Origin of the sequence: Nonomuraea sp. B5E05 (assembly GCF_039880665.1) — a bacterium.
Classification (GTDB): Bacteria; Actinomycetota; Actinomycetes; order Streptosporangiales; family Streptosporangiaceae; genus Nonomuraea.
The window spans coordinates 468,907-489,399 of sequence record NZ_JBDPMJ010000003.1; the positions used below are offsets into that span (position 1 = coordinate 468,907).

The 20,493-nt window shown below is 70.2% G+C and carries 17 protein-coding genes; 2 read left to right on the plus strand and 15 right to left on the minus strand.

Annotated elements, in window-relative coordinates; genetic code table 11:
* Positions 1 to 11: 11 nt before the first annotated feature.
* Complete coding sequence (locus ABGB01_RS08525; RefSeq protein ID WP_347772005.1) at positions 12 to 512, minus strand: luciferase family protein; 501 nt, start codon at positions 510 to 512, stop codon at positions 12 to 14.
* A 60-nt stretch (positions 513 to 572) separates the two neighbouring features.
* Complete coding sequence (locus tag ABGB01_RS08530; protein ID WP_347772007.1) at positions 573 to 1,145, minus strand: TetR family transcriptional regulator; 573 nt, start codon at positions 1,143 to 1,145, stop codon at positions 573 to 575.
* A 273-nt stretch (positions 1,146 to 1,418) separates the two neighbouring features.
* Here ABGB01_RS08530 and ABGB01_RS08535 point away from each other — a divergent pair, with 273 nt between their 5' ends.
* Entirely contained in the window at positions 1,419 to 2,687 is a 1,269-nt protein-coding gene (locus ABGB01_RS08535) for a pectate lyase (RefSeq protein ID WP_347772009.1), read from the plus strand.
* A gap of 45 nt (positions 2,688 to 2,732) precedes the next feature.
* Here ABGB01_RS08535 and ABGB01_RS08540 read toward each other — a convergent pair whose 3' ends face one another.
* The gene (locus ABGB01_RS08540; RefSeq protein WP_347772011.1) at positions 2,733 to 3,767 is read right to left on the minus strand and encodes a cobalamin-dependent protein; all 1,035 of its coding nucleotides are present in this window, start codon (positions 3,765 to 3,767) and stop codon (positions 2,733 to 2,735) included.
* Positions 3,764 to 5,089 (minus strand): PP2C family protein-serine/threonine phosphatase, encoded by a 1,326-nt coding sequence (locus ABGB01_RS08545; protein ID WP_347772013.1) that lies wholly within the window; start codon positions 5,087 to 5,089, stop codon positions 3,764 to 3,766. The genes ABGB01_RS08540 and ABGB01_RS08545 overlap by 4 nt, the downstream gene beginning before the upstream one ends.
* A gap of 290 nt (positions 5,090 to 5,379) precedes the next feature.
* On the opposite strand from ABGB01_RS08545, the gene ABGB01_RS08550 reads away from it, so the two are divergent.
* The gene (locus ABGB01_RS08550) at positions 5,380 to 6,045 is read left to right on the plus strand and encodes a helix-turn-helix domain-containing protein (protein WP_347650119.1); all 666 of its coding nucleotides are present in this window, start codon (positions 5,380 to 5,382) and stop codon (positions 6,043 to 6,045) included.
* A gap of 73 nt (positions 6,046 to 6,118) precedes the next feature.
* Here ABGB01_RS08550 and ABGB01_RS08555 read toward each other — a convergent pair whose 3' ends face one another.
* From ABGB01_RS08555 to ABGB01_RS08605, 11 genes are all read right to left on the minus strand, one after another.
* Entirely contained in the window at positions 6,119 to 7,558 is a 1,440-nt protein-coding gene (locus ABGB01_RS08555; RefSeq protein ID WP_347772015.1) for an FGGY family carbohydrate kinase, read from the minus strand.
* On the minus strand, positions 7,558 to 8,535 hold the full coding sequence (locus ABGB01_RS08560; protein WP_347772017.1) for a substrate-binding domain-containing protein: 978 nt from the start codon (positions 8,533 to 8,535) through the stop codon (positions 7,558 to 7,560). Before ABGB01_RS08560 ends, ABGB01_RS08555 begins: the two co-directional genes overlap by 1 nt.
* A complete protein-coding gene (locus ABGB01_RS08565) occupies positions 8,532 to 9,590 on the minus strand; it encodes an ABC transporter permease (RefSeq protein ID WP_132596622.1) in 1,059 nt (352 codons plus the stop codon). The genes ABGB01_RS08560 and ABGB01_RS08565 overlap by 4 nt, the downstream gene beginning before the upstream one ends.
* A complete protein-coding gene (locus tag ABGB01_RS08570) occupies positions 9,587 to 11,095 on the minus strand; it encodes a sugar ABC transporter ATP-binding protein (protein WP_347772019.1) in 1,509 nt (502 codons plus the stop codon). Before ABGB01_RS08570 ends, ABGB01_RS08565 begins: the two co-directional genes overlap by 4 nt.
* Positions 11,092 to 13,500 (minus strand): glycoside hydrolase family 172 protein, encoded by a 2,409-nt coding sequence (locus ABGB01_RS08575; protein ID WP_347772021.1) that lies wholly within the window; start codon positions 13,498 to 13,500, stop codon positions 11,092 to 11,094. The genes ABGB01_RS08570 and ABGB01_RS08575 overlap by 4 nt, the downstream gene beginning before the upstream one ends.
* Positions 13,490 to 14,905, minus strand: a complete 1,416-nt coding sequence (locus ABGB01_RS08580) for an L-fucose/L-arabinose isomerase family protein (RefSeq protein ID WP_347772023.1) — start codon at positions 14,903 to 14,905, stop codon at positions 13,490 to 13,492. The genes ABGB01_RS08575 and ABGB01_RS08580 overlap by 11 nt, the downstream gene beginning before the upstream one ends.
* A 193-nt stretch (positions 14,906 to 15,098) precedes the next feature.
* The gene (locus tag ABGB01_RS08585; protein WP_347772025.1) at positions 15,099 to 16,100 is read right to left on the minus strand and encodes a LacI family DNA-binding transcriptional regulator; all 1,002 of its coding nucleotides are present in this window, start codon (positions 16,098 to 16,100) and stop codon (positions 15,099 to 15,101) included.
* 71 nt (positions 16,101 to 16,171) lie between these two features.
* A complete protein-coding gene (locus tag ABGB01_RS08590) occupies positions 16,172 to 17,251 on the minus strand; it encodes a glycoside hydrolase family 172 protein (RefSeq protein WP_347772027.1) in 1,080 nt (359 codons plus the stop codon).
* A gap of 13 nt (positions 17,252 to 17,264) precedes the next feature.
* Positions 17,265 to 18,062 (minus strand): carbohydrate ABC transporter permease, encoded by a 798-nt coding sequence (locus tag ABGB01_RS08595; RefSeq protein ID WP_347772029.1) that lies wholly within the window; start codon positions 18,060 to 18,062, stop codon positions 17,265 to 17,267.
* Positions 18,052 to 19,002, minus strand: coding sequence for a sugar ABC transporter permease (locus ABGB01_RS08600; RefSeq protein ID WP_347772031.1), 951 nt, complete (start codon positions 19,000 to 19,002; stop codon positions 18,052 to 18,054). The genes ABGB01_RS08595 and ABGB01_RS08600 overlap by 11 nt, the downstream gene beginning before the upstream one ends.
* A gap of 73 nt (positions 19,003 to 19,075) precedes the next feature.
* Positions 19,076 to 20,425 carry a sugar ABC transporter substrate-binding protein gene (locus tag ABGB01_RS08605; protein WP_347772033.1) on the minus strand — a complete coding sequence of 450 codons (1,350 nt, stop codon included), beginning with the start codon at positions 20,423 to 20,425 and terminating at the stop codon, positions 19,076 to 19,078.
* Positions 20,426 to 20,493: the final 68 nt, after the last annotated feature.

Below are 20,493 nucleotides of genomic sequence, written 5' to 3' on the forward strand. Positions count from 1 at the left end.
TTCGCCTCCGGTCAGAGGATCTGGCCGGAGGCGAAGGCGTGGCTGCGGCGCACCAGCTCCCACACCGTCTCCAGCTCGTCGTCGTCGCGCGGGCCGTACACCATGATCAGAGTGGGGGGGCAGCGGCCCTCGAGCACCAGCGGGTGGAACTCGCCCCACCCTCGCGCCACGGCCTCGGCGGCGTCCCGCTCGGGCAGCAGCAGGTGCAGGCTCCCGTCGGACGCGCCGTGCAGGTGGGCGAACTCGGTGCTGTCGCGGACGAACGCCGTGCCGGGCCCGAGCGCGTGCTCCGGGTCCAGGTGCAGCGCGCGGGTCTCCGGCAGGGAGACGACGCTGGCGCCGGTGCGTACGTGGCCGAGCCCGGCCATCCGCCGCCACAACTCTTCCTGCAGCTCCACGGGCGCGATCTGGTCGAGCTGCTGGTGCGGGATCTCGGGAAAGGTGACGGGACGGTCACCGCGCCGCTCCCGCAACGCGTACGGAAGAGATATCGCTGTCTCTTGAATGCTCACACTGGGTAATCATACATGTGCGATATGTAGCTACATAAGGGTGTGCGCCCCGGTTGACCGTCACGCCGTGATGCCTGATCCCGTCAGGTAGTGCTGCACCACCGGGCCGATCTCCCGCACCAGAGTCTCGGTGTCGGCCTCGGCCATCGGCGGGAGCCGCAGGACATAGCGGGTGAGCGCCAGCCCCAGCAGTTGCGTGCTGATCAGCCCCGCCCGGTGCGCCGCACCCTCGGCCCCGCTCAGCCGGGCCACCAGCGAGGCGATCTGGCCGGCGAACACCTCCCGCATGCGCTCGGCGGCCATGGGGTTGGTGCTCGCGGAACGGAGCAGCAGGATCAGCACGTCGTCGGACAGGTCACCCTCCCAGCGCGCCAGGAAGTGGCCTACGAGCAGCTCGCCCAGCCGGTCGAGCGGCGGCTCCTCGACCTGGTCGAGCCGCAGGTCGACGTCCACCGCGGCGCTGAACAGCCCGGCCTTGCTCCCGTAGTAGCGCATGACCATCGACGGGTCGACGCCCACCTGCGCGGCGACGGCCCTGATCGTCATGCCCTCGAAGCCCCGCTCGATGAGCAGTTTCCTGGCGGCCGAGAGGATGGAGGTCCGTGTGGCGGCCGATCTCTCGGTGAAAGCCATGTCAACGATTGTAGGCCAACACTCGTGCGCGCCCGGCACCCTGCGCGGCGCGTCCGGCAATCCCGCCGGACCCGGCGGTGAAAGTTTCACCGCGGGAACCCGCAGGTCGGCGGGCGTGCCCCTGAGGGCCGGTTGACGGTGGCCCCGGCGCGTGCGATCAAAGCTCGAACAGCGACAACCGGCCTTCGAGTAAGGCGGATCTCCCAACGAACTCGGCTATCCCGGCAGCGTCGCACCCATCGGGAAAGCGCTTACCAACAGAGGAGGACGACCTTGACACGTGACCCCCGTTCCCGGCGACGGCGCCGGCTGCCGACGACCCTCGCCGCCATGCTGACGGCCATGCTGACGGCCATGCTGACGGCCATGGTGGGCGCCATCGCCGTGACGCCGCTCCCGGCGCAGGCGGCCAGCGTCGACACCAGCGCGTGGTACGTGCTGGTCAACCGGCACAGCGGCAAGGCCCTCGACCTGTACGACTTCGCGACCAACGACGGCGCGCCGATCGTGCAGTGGGCCCGCAACGACGGCAACCAGCAGCAGTGGCAGTTCGTCAGCTCCGGCGACGGCTACTACCGGCTCAAGTCCCGCCTCAGCGGCAAGGTGCTGGACGTCTACGAGTGGTCGACGGCCGGCGGCGCGGAAATCGTCCAGTGGGCCGACCTGAACGCCGCCAACCAGCAGTTCCGCCTGGCCGACTCCGACGGCGGCCACGTCCGGCTGATCAACCGCAACAGCGGCAAGGCCCTGGAGGTGTGGGAGTGGGGCACCGGCGACGGCGCCAGGATCTCCCAGTGGGACGACCTCGGCGGCGCCAACCAGCAGTGGCAGTTCGTCAAGATGGGCAGCGGCGGCGGAGGCGACGACGGCAGCGGTGAGTGGCCGTCCGACACCGGCAGCGTGCACATCACCGAGACCCGTGACGTCGGCACGTTCTTCGACGGCGGCATGAAGCGCTACTACGGCATCGGCGACGGCGGCCAGGGGGAGAGCCAGGACCCGATGTTCGTCGTGGACAACGGCGGCACCATCCAGAACGTCATCATCGACGCCCCGGCCGGCGACGGCATCCACTGCGAGGGCTCGTGCACGATCCGCAACGTGTGGTGGAACGACGTCGGTGAGGACGCCGCGACGTTCAGGTCGTCCAGCTCGTCGGCCACCTACCTGGTGGACGGCGGCGGCGCCAAGTCCGCCTCCGACAAGGTGTTCCAGCACAACGGCGCCGGGACGCTGACCATCAGGAACTTCCAGGTGCACAACGCGGGCAAGCTCTACCGCGCATGCGGCAACTGCTCCAGCTCCTACCAGCGCCACGTGGTCATGGACGGCGTCACCGCCCGCTCTACCGACGTGCTGGCCGGCATCAACACGAACTGGGGCGACACGGCCCGCTTCAGCAGGATCACGGTGTACGGCGACGACACCACGATCTGCGAGAAGTACCGGGGCGTCCCGAAGGGCGACGAGCCGGAGAAGATCGGCGAGGGGGCGGATGGCGTGAACTGCCTCTACTCCTCCTCCGACATCACCTGGCGCTAGTCACCGCGGGGCCCCGGGCAGGCTCGGGGCCCCTCCCGCCGGCAGTCACGCGCGCAGCGCGTCACGTGCCCGCGCGAGCGTGGCGAGGGCATGCGGCAAACCCGTGAGGAGGCCGGCCAGCACGTCGACGGCGGCGACCACCACATGTGCCGGGATGCCGCGCGCCGTGTGGATGCCCGTCATCCACTCCAGGAACGAGGAGAAGAGCTCGGGATCCTCGACATAGAGGGAGGCCCGCAGGTAGTCGACGATGTAGGCCACGTCCTCGGCGGTCTGCCCGAGTTGCCGCTCGGTGTAGGCCGCCATCTCGGGTACGCGCCGGCCCAGCTCGTCCATGACGCCTCTCACGAGTTCGGGAGCGGACCGGTCCAGCCGCGTGTACTCGTGTCCGGCGAGGTGCGACGGCCCGCCGGCGCCGGGCGCGGTCCTGCGCGGCAGCGGCCCGGCGGCCAGGAGATCCACGGCGGCACGGGCGTCGGGCGCCCAGGCGTCGGCGCCCAGCAGCCGGGCGTAACGGCCGTCGTGGCCGAAGGCGGCTCCGCCCGCCAGCACCGGGGTGCCCGCCGCCTGGCAGGCGGTGATGGCCGCGTGCGCGGCGGGCAGCCGGATCGCGAGCGAGCTGGACAGCGCCGCCGCGTCCGGGTTCGTCCGGTGCAGGTGCGCGACCAGGTGCGGCGTGGCGATCTGCGCGCCCAGGTAGTCGACGTGCCAGCCGTTCACCCGCAGCACGTCGCTCAGCAGCCGTGCGGGGAACGCGTGCCACTCGCCGTCGATGCACGCCACCGCGACCCGTCCCCTGCTCGGCGCCCGGTTCTGCCTCATGGCAGGGTGGTGGGCCAGGGCGTCGAGCACACGTTCGTTGATCGCGGTCGCGGTGTGCTCCTGGGCGACGGTGATGCGGTTGGCCGCCCACTCGTGGCCGACACGGGCCTGCACGGCGGCGACGACGTCCATCAGCAGGGTCTCCATGGGGACGCCGGCGTCGATGGCGGCCGTCGCCGCGTTGATCGCGGCGTACTGGTCGCCCGCCATCGCCGCCGCCCACAACGTCTCGACGTGCTTCCCGACGCCGGCGTTCACGGGAGCCGTTCTCCTGCCGCGCCGGGTGGGACGTCGCGGCACGCCGTGATGGCGACCACCGCCATGTCGTCGTGCTCGCCGTCGCCGACCCACTCTGATGCCAGCATCTCGACACGTTCGGCCAGCGCTTTCGGCGGCATGCCGGCGCACTGCGCGAGCTGCTCGCACAGCCGTTCCTCGCCGAAGAACTCGTCGCCGAGCGGGCCGCCCCTGGCCTCGATGATGCCGTCGCTGTAGAGCAGGCACGTCTCGCCGGGCTCCAGCTCCACCCCGGCGGTGACGCTGGTGATGTGCTCCAGCAGGCCGATCAGCGTGCCGACGGTCCTGACCGTCTCGACGCGGCCGTCGTTGCGCAGGATCAGCGGTGGCGGATGTCCGGCGCTGGTCAGCCGCAACTCGACGCGGGTGTCGCGGCGCTTGAACGAGGCGAGGACGAGGGTGACGAAGCGGGTCGGGACGCCGTCGCCGATCAGGACGTCGTTCAGCAGTTCGAGCACGCGCTGGTGGTCGTCCGCCAGGGCCGACAGCGCCCGCAGGGTGTTGCGGATCCTGCCGGTGAGCACGGCGGCCTCCAGCCCTTTGCCGGACACGTCGCCGAGCACCACGAGCGACTCGCCTCCCACGCCCGCGACGGGATGCACGTCGTAGAAGTCGCCGCCGATCCGCTCCCCGGCGCCCGCTGACCGGTATCGGGCCGCCACCTCCACACCCTCCAGCCGTGGCGTGGGAGGTGGCAGCAGCTCGGCCATCAGGGTCTCGGTGATGGCCGCCTGCTCGGCGTACAGGCGGGCGACCGAGATCGCCGCGCCCGCCCATGCGGTGAACAACTGCGCGAACACCGCCTCGTTGTCCGAGAAGCCGGCCCGGCGCTCGTGCCGCAGCAGCACCAGCGCGCCCGCGGGCAGGCCGCGGCCGGGCAGGGAGGCCAGCGCGACCGAGCCGATCTCCCCGAAGCCGATCTCCCCGAAGCCGTCACGGAGCACCCAGCCGGGGGCGTCGGCCGGATCGATCCAGCGGGCGGGCACCGGCGGGAAACCCCGCAGCGCCTCGTCGAGGCCCGGGACCGCACGTGGATCGATGGCCGCGCTCTCGCGGACCACCTCGCCTCTCGCATCGCAGCGGGCGATCACGAATTTGCGGCCGGGCATCGGCAACACGACCAGCGCGGCGTCGGCGAGCCGCCGGGCGGCCAGGCGCGCAGTCGTCTCCAGGCAGCGGTCGAGGTTCAGGGACGACAGCAGCTCCCCGGACGCCTCGACCATGTACGTCGTCCACTGGCGCTCGGCATGCAGCGCCTCGACGGTCCGCCGGCACTCGGTCATGTCGACGAGCCCGGCGGGAAACACGTCATGAGCCCGCGACCGTCGTCCCCCACCATCCAGATCGTGCCCCGTCCCCCGACCGCTGTCCGAATCGTCACTCTACGGGCAGCAGGACATGGCATCCTTCACGCCATATCCTTTCTTTCCGTATCTTTCACCTGCACCGGTGCAGGACGGCCCGCCAGAGGCGAGCTCGTCCACAAGACGACCATCGACGGCGTGACGCTCACCGCGATCAAGATCTGACCGGTGTCGTGGCGCGGCTCGCCCGGCGGAGCTAAGGTCGTGCCGTGAGGGATGAGGAGCAGGCAAACCTGGTCACAGGGGTCGGGGTGATCGACCGGGCGGTCGCCATCCTCGACACCGTCGAGCGCGCCCCGATGAGCGCCACCGAGCTGGCCCGTCACCTCGGCCTGTCCGTCCCGACCGCGCAGCGGCTGGCCGCGTCCATGGTCAAGCACGGGTTGTTGCGCCGTGACCCCCAGGGGCGCTACCACGTCGGGCGGCGCTTCACCTCCTCAGGCCTGATCACGGTCTCCGGCCCCGTGCTCGACGACCTGCGGGCGCGCACGGGGGAGACGGCGGCGATCTGGGTGCGGCGCGGCGATCACCGGCTCTGCGTGGCCAGCGCGGAGTCCGAGGCGGAGCTGCGTGCCTCCCTGCCCGTCGGCTCGCGCCTGCCGCTGGCCGGGCGCGGCTCGGCGGCGCGCATCCTGGAGGCCGGTGACCCGCCGGATCCCGCGCGTCCCGAGCGGCGCTGGCTCGAGAGCGTCTCCGAGCGCATGCTGGGGCTGAGCTCGGTCAGCGCGCCCGTCCGGGTCAACGACGAGGTGGTGGCGGCTCTCTGCCTGTCCGCCCCGCTGTCGAGGGTCAGCAGGGAAGGGCCCGGCCACCAGTACGGCGACCTCGTCGTGGCCGCCGCCGAGCGCATCGAGAAACTGATCGTGTCCGGCTGACGGCCCTTCACGAGCCGATCGTGTCCCGCTGAGGGCCCCTCACGAAGCTCATCGTGTCCGGCCGGGCGCACGCTCACGCGAGCGCGTGGGCGATGTGGCGCGTCGACCGGTAGAGGTCGCGGTAGAGGTGGTAGAGCCGGTCGTAGTCGGCGGCCGCGCCCGCATCGGGCTCGACCGCGGCGACGGCCGGGTTCCAGCCCTCGCTCGCCACGCCGCACGCCTGGGCGGCCAGCATGGCGTCGCCGTACGCCGCGCCGACCGTGTGCGCGGGCAACACCTGCGGTTGCTGCAGCACGTCCGACACGATCTGGGTCCACAAGCCGCCCCGCGTGCCGCCGCCGACCGCCATGAGCCTCTTGCCCGCGCCGCCCGCGGCGCGCATGGCCTCCAGGTTGTGCCGCACGCCGAAGGCCGTGGCCTCCAGCGCCGCCCGGTAGAGGTGGCCGCGCCCGTGCCGCAGGGTCATCCCGATGAGCGCGCCGCGCGCGTCCGGGTCGAAGAGCGGCGTGCGCTCCCCGGCGAAGTACGGCAACATGAGCAACCCCTCCGCGCCGCGCCCGGCGGCCGCGGCCTCGGCGGTGAGCTCCTCGAACGACGCGCCGGTCAGGTCGCGCAACCATCCGGTGATCGCCCCCGAGGTGGCCATCCCCGCCGCCAGGCTGTACGTCCCCGGCGCGACCCCGGCGGTCCCCCACAAGTGCGGCGAGACGGCCCGCGCGGCGAGCACCTCGACGACGAACATGGTGCTCCCGTACATCAGCATGACGTCGCCCGGCGCGGTGACACCCGCGCTGTGGGCCTCCGCCCAGGCGTCGATGGTCCCGGCGACGACCGGGATCCCCGCAGGCAGCCCGGTGCCGGCCGCGGCGGCGTCCGTGACCGTGCCGACGGTCTCGCCGCTCCACGCGAGCGCGGGCAGCTCCAGCCCGGGCGCGATGCCGGCGGCCCATTCGCTGATCCACGTGTGGGTGCGGGTGTCGTAGAGGGGCGTGCACTGGCTGGCCGAGTGGTGGTCGAGCACGTACGCGCCGGTCAGCCGGTACGCCAGCCAGGAGTGCGCCATGAACACGCGCCGGGTGCGCTCCCACACGCCGGGTTCGTGGCCCCGCAGCCATTCCAGTTTCGGCCCGGCCGCCTGCGAGGTGAGCGGCGACCCGCACCTGTCCATGATCGCGGCTTCGCCGTACCGCTCGGTCTGGGCGGCGATCTCGGCGGTGGCGCGGGTGTCCACGCCGTACAGGATGGCCGGGCGCAGCGGCGTGCCGTCGGCGGCGCAGGGCAGGACGCACGGTCCGATGCCGCTGAGCCCGAGCGCGGCGACGTCGGGGCGGGCCAGCTCCCCGGCGATGGCCAGGAAGCCGGCCCACCAGACCTCGTCCGCGTCGTGCTCGAACCAGCCGGGCCGGGGCGTGGCGGTGCGGTGCTCGCGCACCGCCGTGGCCACCACCGTCCCGTCGGGCGCCACCAGCACGCCCTTGGAGCTCGCGGTGCCGATGTCGATGCCGAGGAACATCAGCCCTGCCCCGACAGGTCGTACTTCTTGTAGAGCTCGGCCGCGTTGTCCTTGGTGACCTGCGTCGTGCCGAGAACCTGTTTCTTGTCCACCTCCTGGCCGTGCAGGATCTTGTTGACGGTCTCGGCCGCCTCCTCCGCGCCCGTCGGGTAGATGAACGTGGCCGACAGCTGGCCGAGCTGCACGGCGCGGATGCCGCCGTCGGGGATGGCCAGGCCGTCGATGCCGATGAACTTGATCTGCTCGGCCTTGCCCGCGGCCTGGGCGGCCAGGTAGGCGCCGAGCGCCATGGGGTCGTTGTGCCCGTACACGAGGTCGATCTTCTCGTGCTGGGCCAGCCACTGCTGCATGATCGGGGTGGCCTGCTCCTTCAGCCACTTGCCCTCGCGGTCGGCGATGATCTTGATTTTGGGGTTGGCCGCGATGGCCTCGCGGAAGCCCTTGTCGCGGTCGATCTGCGGCTGGTTGGACATGATGCCGCGCAGCTCGACGACGGTGCCGCCGTCGGGCAGCAGCTTGACCGCCTCCTCGCCGGCCTTCTTGCCGATGAGCACGTTGTCGCCGCCGATGAAGGCGGTGTAGCAGTCGGTGTTCACCGTGCGGTCGAGGATGATGACCGGGATCTTGGCCTGGCACGCCTGCTCCACGGCCGCAGTCAGCGGCGCGGGCTCCGTGGGGGAGACGATGAGCGCGTCGACCTTCTGCGTGACGAAGTTCTGGACCTGGGAGACCTGCGTGGCGCTCGACTGCTTGGCGTCGGCGATCGGCAGCAACTCGATGTCCGGATATTTCTTCATGAAGTGCTGCAGCTGCAGGTTGAGTTGCGCCCGGTACGGCTCGGCGTTGTTCGACTGCGAGTAGCCGACGACGAACTTCTTCTTCTCACCGCCGTCCGCCGACGTCGACGGGCCGGGCACCTTCGACGCGCACGCCGCGGCGAGAACCGCGCACAGAGCGATGGTGATGGCCTTCTTCACGATCGAGACCCTCCTCGGAAGAACTTGAAGAGATCGGGACGCTGCAGGACCACCGCCACGACGACGATCAGTCCCTTGATGACGAGCTGCCAGTTGTCGCTGACCGCGTTGAGCCCGAGCACGTTGTCCAGCAGCGTCAGGATGAGGGCGCCGACGAACGTGCCCGCGATGGTGCCCTTGCCTCCCGCCAGCGACGCGCCGCCGATGACCGCGGCCGCGATGGCGTCCAGCTCGTACGACTGCCCGGCCTGCGGATCGGCCGAAGCGCTGTAGGCGGCGTCGATGGGCCCCGCGAACCCGGCGAGCATGCCCGACAGCGTGAACACCGCGATCGTGATCGCCGTGACGTTGACCCCGGACAGGCGGGCCGCGGTCGGGTTGCCGCCGACCGCGTACACGTGCCGGCCGAACCGGGTCTTCGTCAGGATCAGGTGGAAGACCACGCAGACCACGATGAAGGCCAGTACCGGGTAGTAGATCCGGTCGAACAGGTTGTGCCCCGGCGTGCCGAACAACTGGAACGCCTCCGCCTGCGGCGTCAGCTTCCCGTCGGGCCCGGCGATCTGGGTGCCGACGCTGACGTTGTCACTGACCTGCCGGTCCAGGCCGCGTACGACGGACAACATGGCCAGCGTCATGACGAACGACTGGATGCGCAGCCAGGCCGTGCCCGCGCCGTTGAGGAAGCCGAAGAACGCGCCCACCACCATGCAGATCGGCACGATCTGCCACGGCTCCAGCGAATGCTTCGACAACATCATCGCCGCCGTCATGGAGGCGATGCCGAGCAGCGAGCCGACGGACAGGTCGATGCCGCCGGTCAGGATCACCAGCGTGACGCCGACGGCCAGGATGCCGCGCGAGGCGAAGGCGCCGACGGCGTTGGTGAGGTTCGTCTCGTTGAGAAAGATGTCGCCCTTCGTCGCGATGCCGACCGCGAGGATCAGGACCAGGCCGATGTAGGCCTGCGCCGCGCCGAGGGCGGAGAACGTGCGCCGCAGCCGGTTCTCACCGGGCGCCTTCGCGGGCGTGGGCGGCGCGGTCTTGGTCGTCATAGGGCCGTCACCTTTTGTCGTGCCATGGCGGCTTCGAGAATCGCCTCCTGCGTGGGGTTCTCCGCCCGGGAGAACTCCGCGGTGATCCGGCCCTCGCACAACACGAGGATCCGGTCGCACATGGCGAGCAGCTCGGGCAGCTCCGACGAGGCCACCAGCACGCCCTTGCCGCCGGCGGCCAGCGCGGACATCAGCGCGTGGATCTCCGCCTTGGCCCCCACGTCGATGCCGCGGGTGGGTTCGTCCATGAGGATCAGCGACGGCGAGGTCAGCAGCCATTTGGCCAGTACGACCTTCTGCTGGTTGCCGCCGGACAGGTTCCCGACGGTGAACCGGGTGCCGGGCGCCTTGACGCGCAGCTCGCTCACCTGCTGCCCGACGGCCGCCTGCTCGCGGCGGGCGTCCACCATGCCGAAGCGCAGGAACCGGCCGAGCGAGGGCAGGCCGGCGTTGAAGGCGATGCTGTTGCCCAGCACCAGGCTCTGCGCCTTGCGGTCCTCGGCGACGAGCGCGACGCCCCGCCGGATCGCGCCCTTCGGGCTTCGCGGGCGGTACGGCCGCCCGCCCAGGCTCATCGAGCCCGCGGCCGGCCGGTGCACACCGAAGATCGTTTCCAGCAGCTCGCTGCGGCCCGCGCCCATCAGGCCGGCCACGCCGACGATCTCGCCCGCCCGTACGGACAGGGAGACCTCGCGCAACGGGGTACGGCCGGTGCCGGGCTCGCCCGGCACCGACAACCCGTCGACCCTCAGCAGCTCCTCGCCGGTCCCGCCGCCGTCCGCCCGCGGGAACATCTCGCCCAGCGGCCGGCCGACCATCAGCTGGATCAGCTCGTCCCGGTCCACCTCCGAGCGCTCGCCGACGTACGTGCCGTCACGCAGCACGACCACCCGGTCGGCGATCTCCTCCAGCTCCTCCAGGCGGTGCGAGATGTAGATGACGGCCACGCCGCGCCCGGTCAGGTCGCGGATGACCGTGTACAGCCGCTGCACCTCCGCGTCGGCCAGGGCCGAGGTCGGCTCGTCCATGACCAGGACGCGGACGTTCTGCGACAGCGCCTTGGCCACCTCGATGAGCTGGCGTTCGGCGATCTTGCACTGCTTGATGAGCCGGCGCGGCGACAGGTCGAGGCCGAGACCGCGCAGCAGCTCCGCGGTCCGCGCCTCCATGGTCTTCCTGTCGAGGATCGCGCGTTCCCTGCCGAGGAAGATGTTGTCCGCGATGGACAGCTCGGGCACGAGGTTGAGCTCCTGGTGGATCATCGCGATCCCGTGCCGGCGCGCGTCCTTGGGCGAGTGGATGCGCGCCGCCTGCCCGCCGATCTCGATCTCGCCCTCGTACTCCTTGAACACGCCGGCCAGGATGTTCATCAGCGTCGACTTTCCGGCGCCGTTCTCTCCGAGGAGGGCCACCACCTCGCCCTCCGCCACGGTGAGCGAGACCCCGTCGAGGGCCCGCACACCGGGGAAGGATTTGCCGATGGCCCGCATCGTCAGAACGGTCACCGCAGACTCCACGCGGTGTAGGAGGCAGCCGACCAGGGCGTCTTCGGCGTGAGCCGGACCGTGATCTCGCCGCGGCCCCGGGTCGCGCTCGCCGGGATCTGGTAGGTGTCCTCCAGCCACCGGCGGCTCTCGTTGCCGAGCGGCTGCGTCCAGTCGGGCAGCCGGTGCCCGTTGACGGTGACCTCGGCGCGTTGTCCGGCGCGGCTCTGGTCACTCGTACGCCGCAGCTCGACGCCCTTGTTGCCGCGGTCGATCCGCAGCCTGAAGGAGACCGGGCCCTCGGTGACGCGCTGGGTGGCCTTCAGCGTGTCGGCGTTCTCCAGATCGCCCTCGAACGCGGACTCCAGCGTGGTGACCTCGCCCTGGCCGGTGTAGCGGTGGGTCCGCTCGCTGGCCGGGTCGCCGACCGTCAGGGCGTCGGTCCTCTTGGTGGCCGCCCTGCCGGAGCCGTACCAGTAGGCGGTGGAGGAGTAGACGCCCTCGACGTTGTTGGTCCAGCCGTGCTCGATGTCGAACGTGATCGCGCTGCCGAACGGCACCGCGTCGCCGATCATCAGCCGGTAGGCGCTGGTGCAGTCGCTCTCCTCCGGGCAGCCGGTGGCCGGGGCCAGGTGCACGGGGTTGCCGTGGAAGGGCGTGTTGAAGGTCTCCCTGTTGAAGTACCAGCCCGCCTGGTAGAAGTCCTCTGTGCCGGTGCCGTGGATCTGCGGGGTGCGCGAGCCGTCCACGTGGACGCGCTCGTCGCCCTCCAGGTAGTTGCGGTTGGTCGGGCCGCGCATGGTGTGGCTGACCCCGACGAACTTGCCCTGGCCGGTGGCCTTGAGGAAGGGCCAGCTCGTGCCGGGCGTGGTGGCGCCGGCGTGCGACTGCGCCCCGAAATAACCGACATTTTGTGCCATGGGACGGTCGGCCGACGTGACCGACGCCTCTCCCTCGATCGCCCGGCCGGTGCCGTTGAGCAGCTCGACCGTCGCGCCCTTCCGGTACGGCATCGGCCACCAGGCCGACATCGTGCTCGTCCCGGCGTCGACGGCGTACATCAGCGACTTGACCGGCATCATCGCGTGCCCGCTGCCGAAGAACTCGCCGACCGGCGCGTCCACGGTGCGCCTGCCGTCGAAGGCGATCCGCAGCCGCAGCCCCTGCAGCACCTCCTGGGCCGCCCTGACCCTGGCGAGCTCGTCCTCCTCCATCGGGAAGGCGAAGGTCCGCTCGCCCTGCCAGGTCTGCGCGGCGATCGTGTAGTCGTGCGCCGCCTCATCCGCAGCGTCGCCCACGTCCACGGTGTCGGTGCGCTCGCCGCCGCTGTCCACCCAGTACGTGAACTCGTTGTAGTCGAGGTCGGACGACTGGAACACGTTCTTGATCGTGATCTGCGCCTTGCCCCTGGTCGCGCTCGCCGGCAGGTCGACGGACTCCTCGGCCCACATGCCCGAGGCGCCGACCTTGCTCGGCGGCCACTGGGCCACCTCCTGGCCGTCCACCAGCACCTTGGCGACCTGCTTGCCGATGGCCGGGTCGATGCGCCGGGTCAGCCGTACCCCGTCGTTCTCGGGGTCGATCTTGACGGTGAACTCGCTGGAGCCGTCCTTGCCGAACGCCCGGCCCTCGTCGGCCTCGGTCTCCGGCAGGACCTGCTCGGCCTGGGGCAGCCGGAGCCTGATCTGCGACAGCAGGCCGGAGCCGTGCGTGCGGGCGAGCCGGACCGACCTGCCGGGGGCGAGGTCGATCGCGGTGTCGTGGGTGCGCGCGCCCGGGAGCGCGGGCTTGGGGTCGCCGCCGGCCTTGAGCCGGTCGATCACGTCCTGCGCCTTGTCGGACGGGTCGAACGTGCGCACGCCCTCGGCGTCGGCGAACGTGCGGTAGGAGACGTGGTGGAAGAGCGGGTTGTGCTCGGTCGTGATGCGCATCGACTCCCGGTACGGCATCGGCACCTCGACGTAGACGCCGCCCGAGCTCTGGTCGGCGTTGCCCACGAGCGGATAGACGAAAGGCGCGCCGAGCTTGCCGTTCACCAGGTCCTGCAGGCTCGCCTCGACGACCTTGCGGCCGTCCAGCTCGATGGTGATCGTGCCCGTCTTCGTGACGTCGCCGCCGTCCCTGGTGAACCAGATGGCCTGCACCTCGCCGGCGCCGGTGTGCTCGGCGATCACGCAACCCTGACCGGAGGTGTGCAGGCAGGAGTACGTGCCCTCGAACCCGTCGTTGTTGTCGGCCGTGCGGTCGAAGCTGGAGAACTGTTTGGTCTGCACGCCGGTCGTCAGCTCCGGCAGCCGGTCGAGCCGCCGGTAGACGTCCCATCCGACCGCTCCCTTGCCCGACGCCGGCTGCGCCTGCGCCTGCGCGGGTGCCGCTAATGTTCCGGCCGCCAGGACGGCCGCCAGCAGAACCTTGTTAAGCCGCATCGCCGAACCCCTCGAACTCGACACCCAGTTGTGTGCAGACCGCCTGCAGTTCGGCGACGTGGTCGCCGGGCACGGCGTGGATGTGGTTGGAGCCGAACCGCCCGAGGAACTCGGTGGCCGGCACGTGCAGCCTGGTGAACGCGTGCGGCCACTCGAACGTCGACTGCCTGGCCATGGCCTCGTTCGTGGCGTCGTCGTACAGCTCGAAGTCGCCGCGCATCACGTGCATGCGGTAGGCGCCGTCCCTGCGGGTGAGCCGGGCGAACGTGGCGGCGCCGGGCGCGGCCAGATGGTGCACGCTGGCGCCGCCGGCGGGGAAGAAGAACACCTCGGGGTAGAAGTGCGTCTTCGCCAGGTTCTCGGCGGGGTCGTCGGAGCGGGCGGCGTACCAGGTGGCGTGCTGGCCGGAGTTGCACAGGTCCCACACGTCCTTGTCGGCGTGGTAGTGCCGCACGTCGGCGAACAGCACCGGGTCGCCGCTCAGCAGCTTGAGGATCTGCATGCTCAGCGCGCCGTCCATGTCGGCCTCGGTCGCGCAGACGTGCGTCTCCTTCGGGCCCTCCCAGTCGTAGGGGTCGTTGAGGAAGGACTCGGCGATGTCCATCGTGCAGAAGTGGGTGGTCAGCTCGGGCTGGCCCTTGATGCCGGAGAAGTCCAGCTTCCACTCGTCGATGAGCTCGCGCATCGCGTAGTACGTACGGATCTGCCGTTCGAGCAGGTCAGGTGTGAGCTGCTTGCCGTCGTAGTGGACGTTGCCCTTGGTCTCGAGCCATTCGCGAGCCTCCTTCACACGGGTCTGGGACGCGTTCTCGCTGCGGCGCACGATCTCCCACTGGTCGATCTCCTCGACGTCCACGCCGAAGGTGCGCATCCACTGGTCGGTGTTGGCGACGGCGGTGTACATGCCCATGGGCCGGCCGCCGATCCGGCCGAACGTCGATCCGCGCAGCCCTCGGACGGCCCGCGCGGCGCGCACCTCGGTCAGCACGCGGCTCTTAACGGCGGGGTCCTCGATGTCGCCCCAGGCCCGTGCGTGCACCCTGCCGATCTGGTCGAGACCACCGCCGCCGGCCAGCATGCCGACCATGCCCGGCTGGGCGGGGTCGATGTTGGCCATCAGCAGCAGCGGCCCCGGAGTGGCCTCGGCGGCGAGCATGGTGAAATGCGGGAAGGCCCAGACCGCGTAGTTGAAGATCGTCAGGTCGGGCCGCTGGTCCGCGAGCCGGCGGGCCTGCGAGGTGGCCAACTCGCTGGTCGACACGATCTCCGGAGCCACGATCACCTCGTGCCCCTCCTTGCGCAACGCCTTCGCCAGTGCGGTGGTGGCGGCGTCGATGTGATCCACGAGATCGCGGGCGACGAAGTCGCGCCCGTCCGAGATGCTCAGCACTCCGATACGTGCCACGGGTGGTTGACCTCCATGTTCGGAAATCGATTGCTCGGAAATCGATTTCCACCCAAGCTAGATCTCGCCCGATGGACCGTCAATGCCGCTTCACATCACAGAATGGCAACAGTGAACGCCTGGTAGCGCTACCACGTACGAGCAGCGGAAAGGCCGGCGCGGGAACGGCGCCGGCCCGGGTGTGGCGGAGGGGTCAGCCGGCGCGGGGGCTGGAGCTCTCGCGGGGGTGCAGCTCCGTCTGCAGCACCATGCGGGCGGCCGGCCTGGCCGGGTTGTCGATACGGTCGGCGAGCAGCTGCGCGGCCGCCCGCCCCAGTTCGTACGTCGGCTGCCGCACCGTGCTCAGCCCCGGGCGGAACAGCCGCGCCCAGGGGATGTCGTCGAAGCCGATCACCCCGACCCGGCCAGGGATGGCCACGCCGCGATCCATGAGGCACTCCACGGCCCCCACGGTCATCAGGTTGTTCGCCCCGAACACCGCGTCGATCTCGACCCCCTCGTCCAGGAGCGTCGCCATGGCCGAGTAGCCGCCCTCCTCGCGGAAGTCGGCGTGGCGGATCAGGGAACGGTCCGGCGGCAGCCCGAAGGCCCGCAGCGCCCGCTGGTAGCCGCGCAGCCGCCGCATCGCCGTGGACATCCGGCGCGGGCCCGTGATGCACGCGATGCGGCGGTAGCCCGACTCCAGCAGGTGCGCGGTGGCCATCTCCGCGCCCTTCTCGTTGTCCACCAGCACGGCGTCGACCTCGGTCTCGGCCAGCTCGCGGTCGATGGTCACCACGGCTGTGCCGGCGGCGACCAGGGCGCTGATGTCGGTGGAGTCGTCGGCGGGCGAGATGATCACGCCCGCCATGTTGTCGGCCAGCGCCACCGCGATGTACTCGGCCTCCCTGGCGCGGTTCTCGTCGGTGTTGCACAACACGACCGAGTAGCCGAACTGCCGCCCGCCGTCCTCCACCCCGCGCACCAGCGAGGTGAAGAACGGGTTGCCGACGTCGGAGATGAGCACCGCCCACAGCGTGGTCTGCCGGCGCCTGAGGTTGCGCGCGACGCCGTTGGGCCGGTAGCCCAGCTCCCTGACGGCCGCGTGGACGCGGGCCGCGAGCTCAGGGTTGACCGTGGAACGGCCGTTGAGCACACGGGAGACCGTCGCGGCGGAGACCCCGGCGTGTCGCGCGACATCTTGGATCTTGAGCAACCTCGTCCCATCTCGTGGCAGGCCCGGCAGCTGAGCTACGGCAGTCTATCGCGGCGCCTGGAAATCGATTACTAGCGGGGCGGGAACGGCAGCCGCTGCTCGACGGGCGCGATCCCGAACGGCTTGTGCGGCAGCGTCTGGTACCAGAACGCGACCGACGAGTAGTCGTCCGAGCGCTTGTTGGCGTGGCCGTGCTCGATCGTCACCTTGATCGACTCGGTGAACGTGATCGGGTCCTCGACGTGGAAGCGGTAGAGCGAGATCTCGCCGCTCCAGTTGTCGCCGCCGGGCATGGTGATGCCGTGGTACGGGGCGTGGTACGTCTGCGTGGGGCACCAGGCGGTGTTGAAGTAGTCCTCGGTGCCGGTGCCGTGCAACGACGGCGGGAACGGCTCCCCGTCGATGAAGATCATGTCGTCGCCCTCGCCGTACCAGTTCCAGTCGCTGGTCTCGCGCAGATTGCGGATGTTGAGCACGCAGCCCACGTAGTGGCCGCGCCCTTCGGCGTCCAGGAGGACGTAGTTGCCGTCACCGGTGTCGTTGACGCCCTCCACCTGGAACTCGCGGTTGCTCTGCGTGCCCTGCTCGATCCCGTCCGTCGGCCGCTCGCAGCGCCACTGGGCGTGGAAGTAACCGAGGTCGTCGGCGGCGGCGTCGAACACCTCGTAGTCGATGTAGTAGTAGAAGAAGACCGGCTCGGACGACAGCTCGCTGACCAGCTCCACCTTCGCCCGGCTCGCGAACGGCATGTGGAACCACGAGTTGAAGCCCTTGCCGTTCTGCGGGCTCATCTGCAGCGGCGCCGAGACGAAGTTCGCCGTCCTGGCGTGGCCCATGCCGAAGAAGTCGCCGAGCGGCACCAGCACGCTGGGGTGCTCCTGGTCCTCCCAGGTGATCTTCAACACCAGGCGGCGCAGGTAGTCGAGGTCCGCCGCGTCGGGCACGTCCTGCTGGGGCAGCGCCACGGTGCACCAGATGTGGTTGATCGAGCCGGGGCCCTCGATGTCGGCCAGGGTCACGGTGGTGCCCGCCTCGACCTTCAGCCGGTCGTCGTTGCCGCCCGTGCGGTCGTAGCTGGAGACGCGCCTGCGCCTGGACGTCCGCAGCCGGGGCAGGTCGCGCAGGCTGCTGCCGAAGTCGCCATAGGTCATGCTGATGTGATCCTTACTTCAGTCCGGAGGTCTTGATCGCCTCGACGAGCCGGCGCTGGCCGAGCACGAAAGCGATCAAGGTGGGCACTGCCGCGATCACCGTCGCGGCCAGGACATAGTTCCAGGCCGAGCCGTACTGGCCTTGGAGGGTGGAGATCCCGACCTGCACCACGCGCAGCTTCGGGTCCTGGATGGCGGTCAGCGGCCAGAGGAACGCGTTCCAGTTGGCCAGGAAGAACAGGACGGCGAGCGAGGCGAGCACCGGGCGGCTGAGCGGCACCACCACCTGCCACCAGCGCCGGAAATATCCGCACCCGTCGAGGTCAGCGGCCTCTTCCAGCTCGCGCGGAATCGTCAGGTAGTACTGGCGGAGCAGGAAGATCCCGAACGCGTGGAAGATCGCCGGCAGGATCAGCCCCGCGTACGTGTCCAGCAGCCCCAGCTCCCTGGCCACCAGGAACAGCGGCACGAGGATCACCGGCAGCGACACCAGCAGCGTGGACACGATCATCGAGAAGATCACCTGCCGCCCGGGAAATCGCAGCCGGGCCAGCGCGTACGCCGCCATCGAGTGCAACACGAGCGCGATCACCGTCACCGCGACGGAGACGATGGCGCTGTTGACCATGTATCGGCCGATCGGCATCTCGGTCAGCACGTAGAGCAGGTTGTCCAGGGTCAGCCTGCTCGGCAGCGTCACGTCGAACAGCTCGTCGGCCGGCCTCAGCACCGCCACCAGCAGCCAGACCAGCGGGGCCACGGTGACCATGGCCAGCACGTATCCGACGATCGCGCGCAGCCTAACCGGCATCGAACCGGCCTCCCTTCGTGAGCCCGAACATGGTGCCCGTCGCCGCGATGAGGAACCCGACGACGACCGTGGTCAGCGCGGACGCGTAGCCGTAGTTGTTGAAGGTGAAAGCCTGCTGGTAGATGTAGAAGACGACGCTCGACGTGCTGCCCGCGGGGCCGCCCTTGGTCAGCACATAGACCAGGTCGAAGGCCTGCAGCCCGGTCACCGACCCGACGACCGAGTTGACCAGCACGAAGAAGCTGGTGGGCCGGAGCAGCGGCCAGATCACGTGGCGGAACTTCTGCCACGCGGTGGCCCCGTCGATGGCGGCCGCCTCCTCGTACTCCTTCGGGATGTCCTTCAGCCCGCCGAGCAGGATCAGCATGTTGTAGCCCATCAGGAACCAGATGCTGATCGCCACCAGCGACCCGAGCGCCAGCGACGGATCGCCGAGGAACGACGTGTCGCCCAGCCCCACGGGCCGCAGCAGCGTGGGCACCGCGCCCTTCTTGTCGACCAGCAGGAACTGCCAGGCGATGCCGACGACGACGAGGCTGATGACGTGCGGCAGGAAGAACATCGTCCGCACCAGCCCGACGCCGGGGAAGTGGTCGCGCACCAGCAGCGCGAGGCCGAGGCTGACCACGAACCCGATCGGCACGAACGCCACCGTGTACGTCAGCGTGACCTTGACGCTCTGCCAGAGCTGGGTGTCCTCGGCCATCTGCCGGAAGTTGTCCAGGCCGACGTACGTGTAACCGCCGAACCCGTCCGCGCTGAACAGCGAGACGCCGAGGGAAAGGGCCATGGGCAGCCCGACGAACATCATCAGGCCGAGCAGGTCGGGCGCCACGAAGGCGTACCCGGCGAGCGCCTCGCGCCTGCGCCGGTTCCACACCGGGGGCGCGGCGCCGGGCGGCCGCCGCACCGTCGTGCCGGGGTCGGCAACGGTCGCCATGCTTTATCGCCTCTTTCCGCTGATCAGGTGGTCGGGCGTCCGGGGCGCGCACGCCGCGGACGGGGCACGCCGGTCACAACATCGCCGCACCCTTGTAGCCCTTCAGGAAGGCGTCGATCTTCGCCGCGGCGTCGGCCGCCGCCTTCGCCGGATCCGCGCCGCCGAGCTGGGCGGCCTGGATGGCGTCCGACACGGCCTTGTAGACCTCGGGGGTGTAACGGGGCTCGCCTCTGGAACCGGGGACGACCTTCTCCAGGAAGACCTTGAGCGCGGGATCGTCGAAGGCGCCGGCCGACCTGGCGGCCTCCTGCACGGACGTGCGGGCCGGCAGGTTCGTCTTGACCACCGTGTTCCACTGGCGGCTCCGCTCGATGCCCTCGGCGTCGTTCGCGCCCAGGGCCCAGGCGATGAACCTGGCCGCGGCCTCGGGGTTGGCCCCCTTGGCGTTGGCCACGAACGCCCAGCCGCCGACCGACGTCGTGTACGTGCCGCCTTCCGGCACGGGCAGGGGGAAGACGCCGTACCGGAAGTCCTTCTTGTTCTGCGCCAGCTGCGACACGCCCCAGATGCCGGTCTGCTGCATGGCGACGAACCCGCTGCCGAGGTTGGCCGGGGTGTCATTGCCGCCGTCGCCCTGCGGCTTGCGCGGGGCCATCTTGCCGGTGATGCTGTCCTGCCAGAGCTTCAGCGCCTTGTGCACGGCGGGCGAGTCGAAGCCGGGCCCGCCGTTCTCCGGCACCGCCGAGCCGCCCGCCATCCACATGAACGGATACCAGGTGAAGTTCTGGTAGTAGCCGGGGATGGTCTCGAACAGCAGGCCGAAGCGGTCCTTGGAGGTCAGCTTGCCGGCCACGTCGAGCAGCTGGTCCCAGGTCGTCGGCAGGTCGCCCTCCGACAACTTCGCCTGCTCGAAGGTGTCGACGCTGTAGAAGACGGCCAGCGGCTCGCGCTCCATCGGCAGGCCGTAGATCTTCCCGTCGACCTTGCGGGTGTCGAGCGTGCCGTCCGCGAAGTCGGCGATCTGGTCGGGCTTGAGGTACGGCGTGAGATCGGTCAGCACGCCGCCGTTGTGGTAGCGCAGGAAGTCACCCGGGCTGAGCAGGAAGATGTCCGGCCCCTGCCCGGCGGAGAACGCGGTCTGCAGCGCCCGGCCGGCCAGATATTCCGGCCCGGGCAGGTAGTGGAGCTTGACCTTGACGTCGTTGTTGGCGTTCCACGCCGCGACGAGGTCGGTGAACCACTTGCTCTGCGCGTCGGACTTCTGGTTGGGGCCGTAGAAGTTCCAGAACGTCAGCTCCTTCGGGTTGCCGCCCTGGTCACCGCCCCCGCATGCGGACAGCAGCGGCGCCGCCATGGCCGAACCTAATGCGACGGCTCCGCCACGCAGCAGCGATCGGCGGGTCACCCTCTCGAAGGCCGACATATCGCATCCTCCTGAAGTTGAGTGCTCGGGGGGCGAGCAATCGATTTCCCAGAGAATGTAGAAGTCGG

Coding starts and splice junctions, on each gene's coding strand:
- ABGB01_RS08605 (WP_347772033.1), bottom strand. CDS start 20,425: ATGTCGGCCTTCGAGAGGGTGACCCGCCGATCGCTGCTGCGTGGCGGA.
- ABGB01_RS08565 (WP_132596622.1), bottom strand. CDS start 9,590: ATGACGACCAAGACCGCGCCGCCCACGCCCGCGAAGGCGCCCGGTGAG.
- ABGB01_RS08555 (WP_347772015.1), bottom strand. CDS start 7,558: ATGTTCCTCGGCATCGACATCGGCACCGCGAGCTCCAAGGGCGTGCTG.
- ABGB01_RS08590 (WP_347772027.1), bottom strand. CDS start 17,251: ATGACCTATGGCGACTTCGGCAGCAGCCTGCGCGACCTGCCCCGGCTG.
- ABGB01_RS08530 (WP_347772007.1), bottom strand. CDS start 1,145: ATGGCTTTCACCGAGAGATCGGCCGCCACACGGACCTCCATCCTCTCG.
- ABGB01_RS08595 (WP_347772029.1), bottom strand. CDS start 18,062: ATGCCGGTTAGGCTGCGCGCGATCGTCGGATACGTGCTGGCCATGGTC.
- ABGB01_RS08545 (WP_347772013.1), bottom strand. CDS start 5,089: ATGACCGAGTGCCGGCGGACCGTCGAGGCGCTGCATGCCGAGCGCCAG.
- ABGB01_RS08575 (WP_347772021.1), bottom strand. CDS start 13,500: ATGCGGCTTAACAAGGTTCTGCTGGCGGCCGTCCTGGCGGCCGGAACA.
- ABGB01_RS08600 (WP_347772031.1), bottom strand. CDS start 19,002: ATGGCGACCGTTGCCGACCCCGGCACGACGGTGCGGCGGCCGCCCGGC.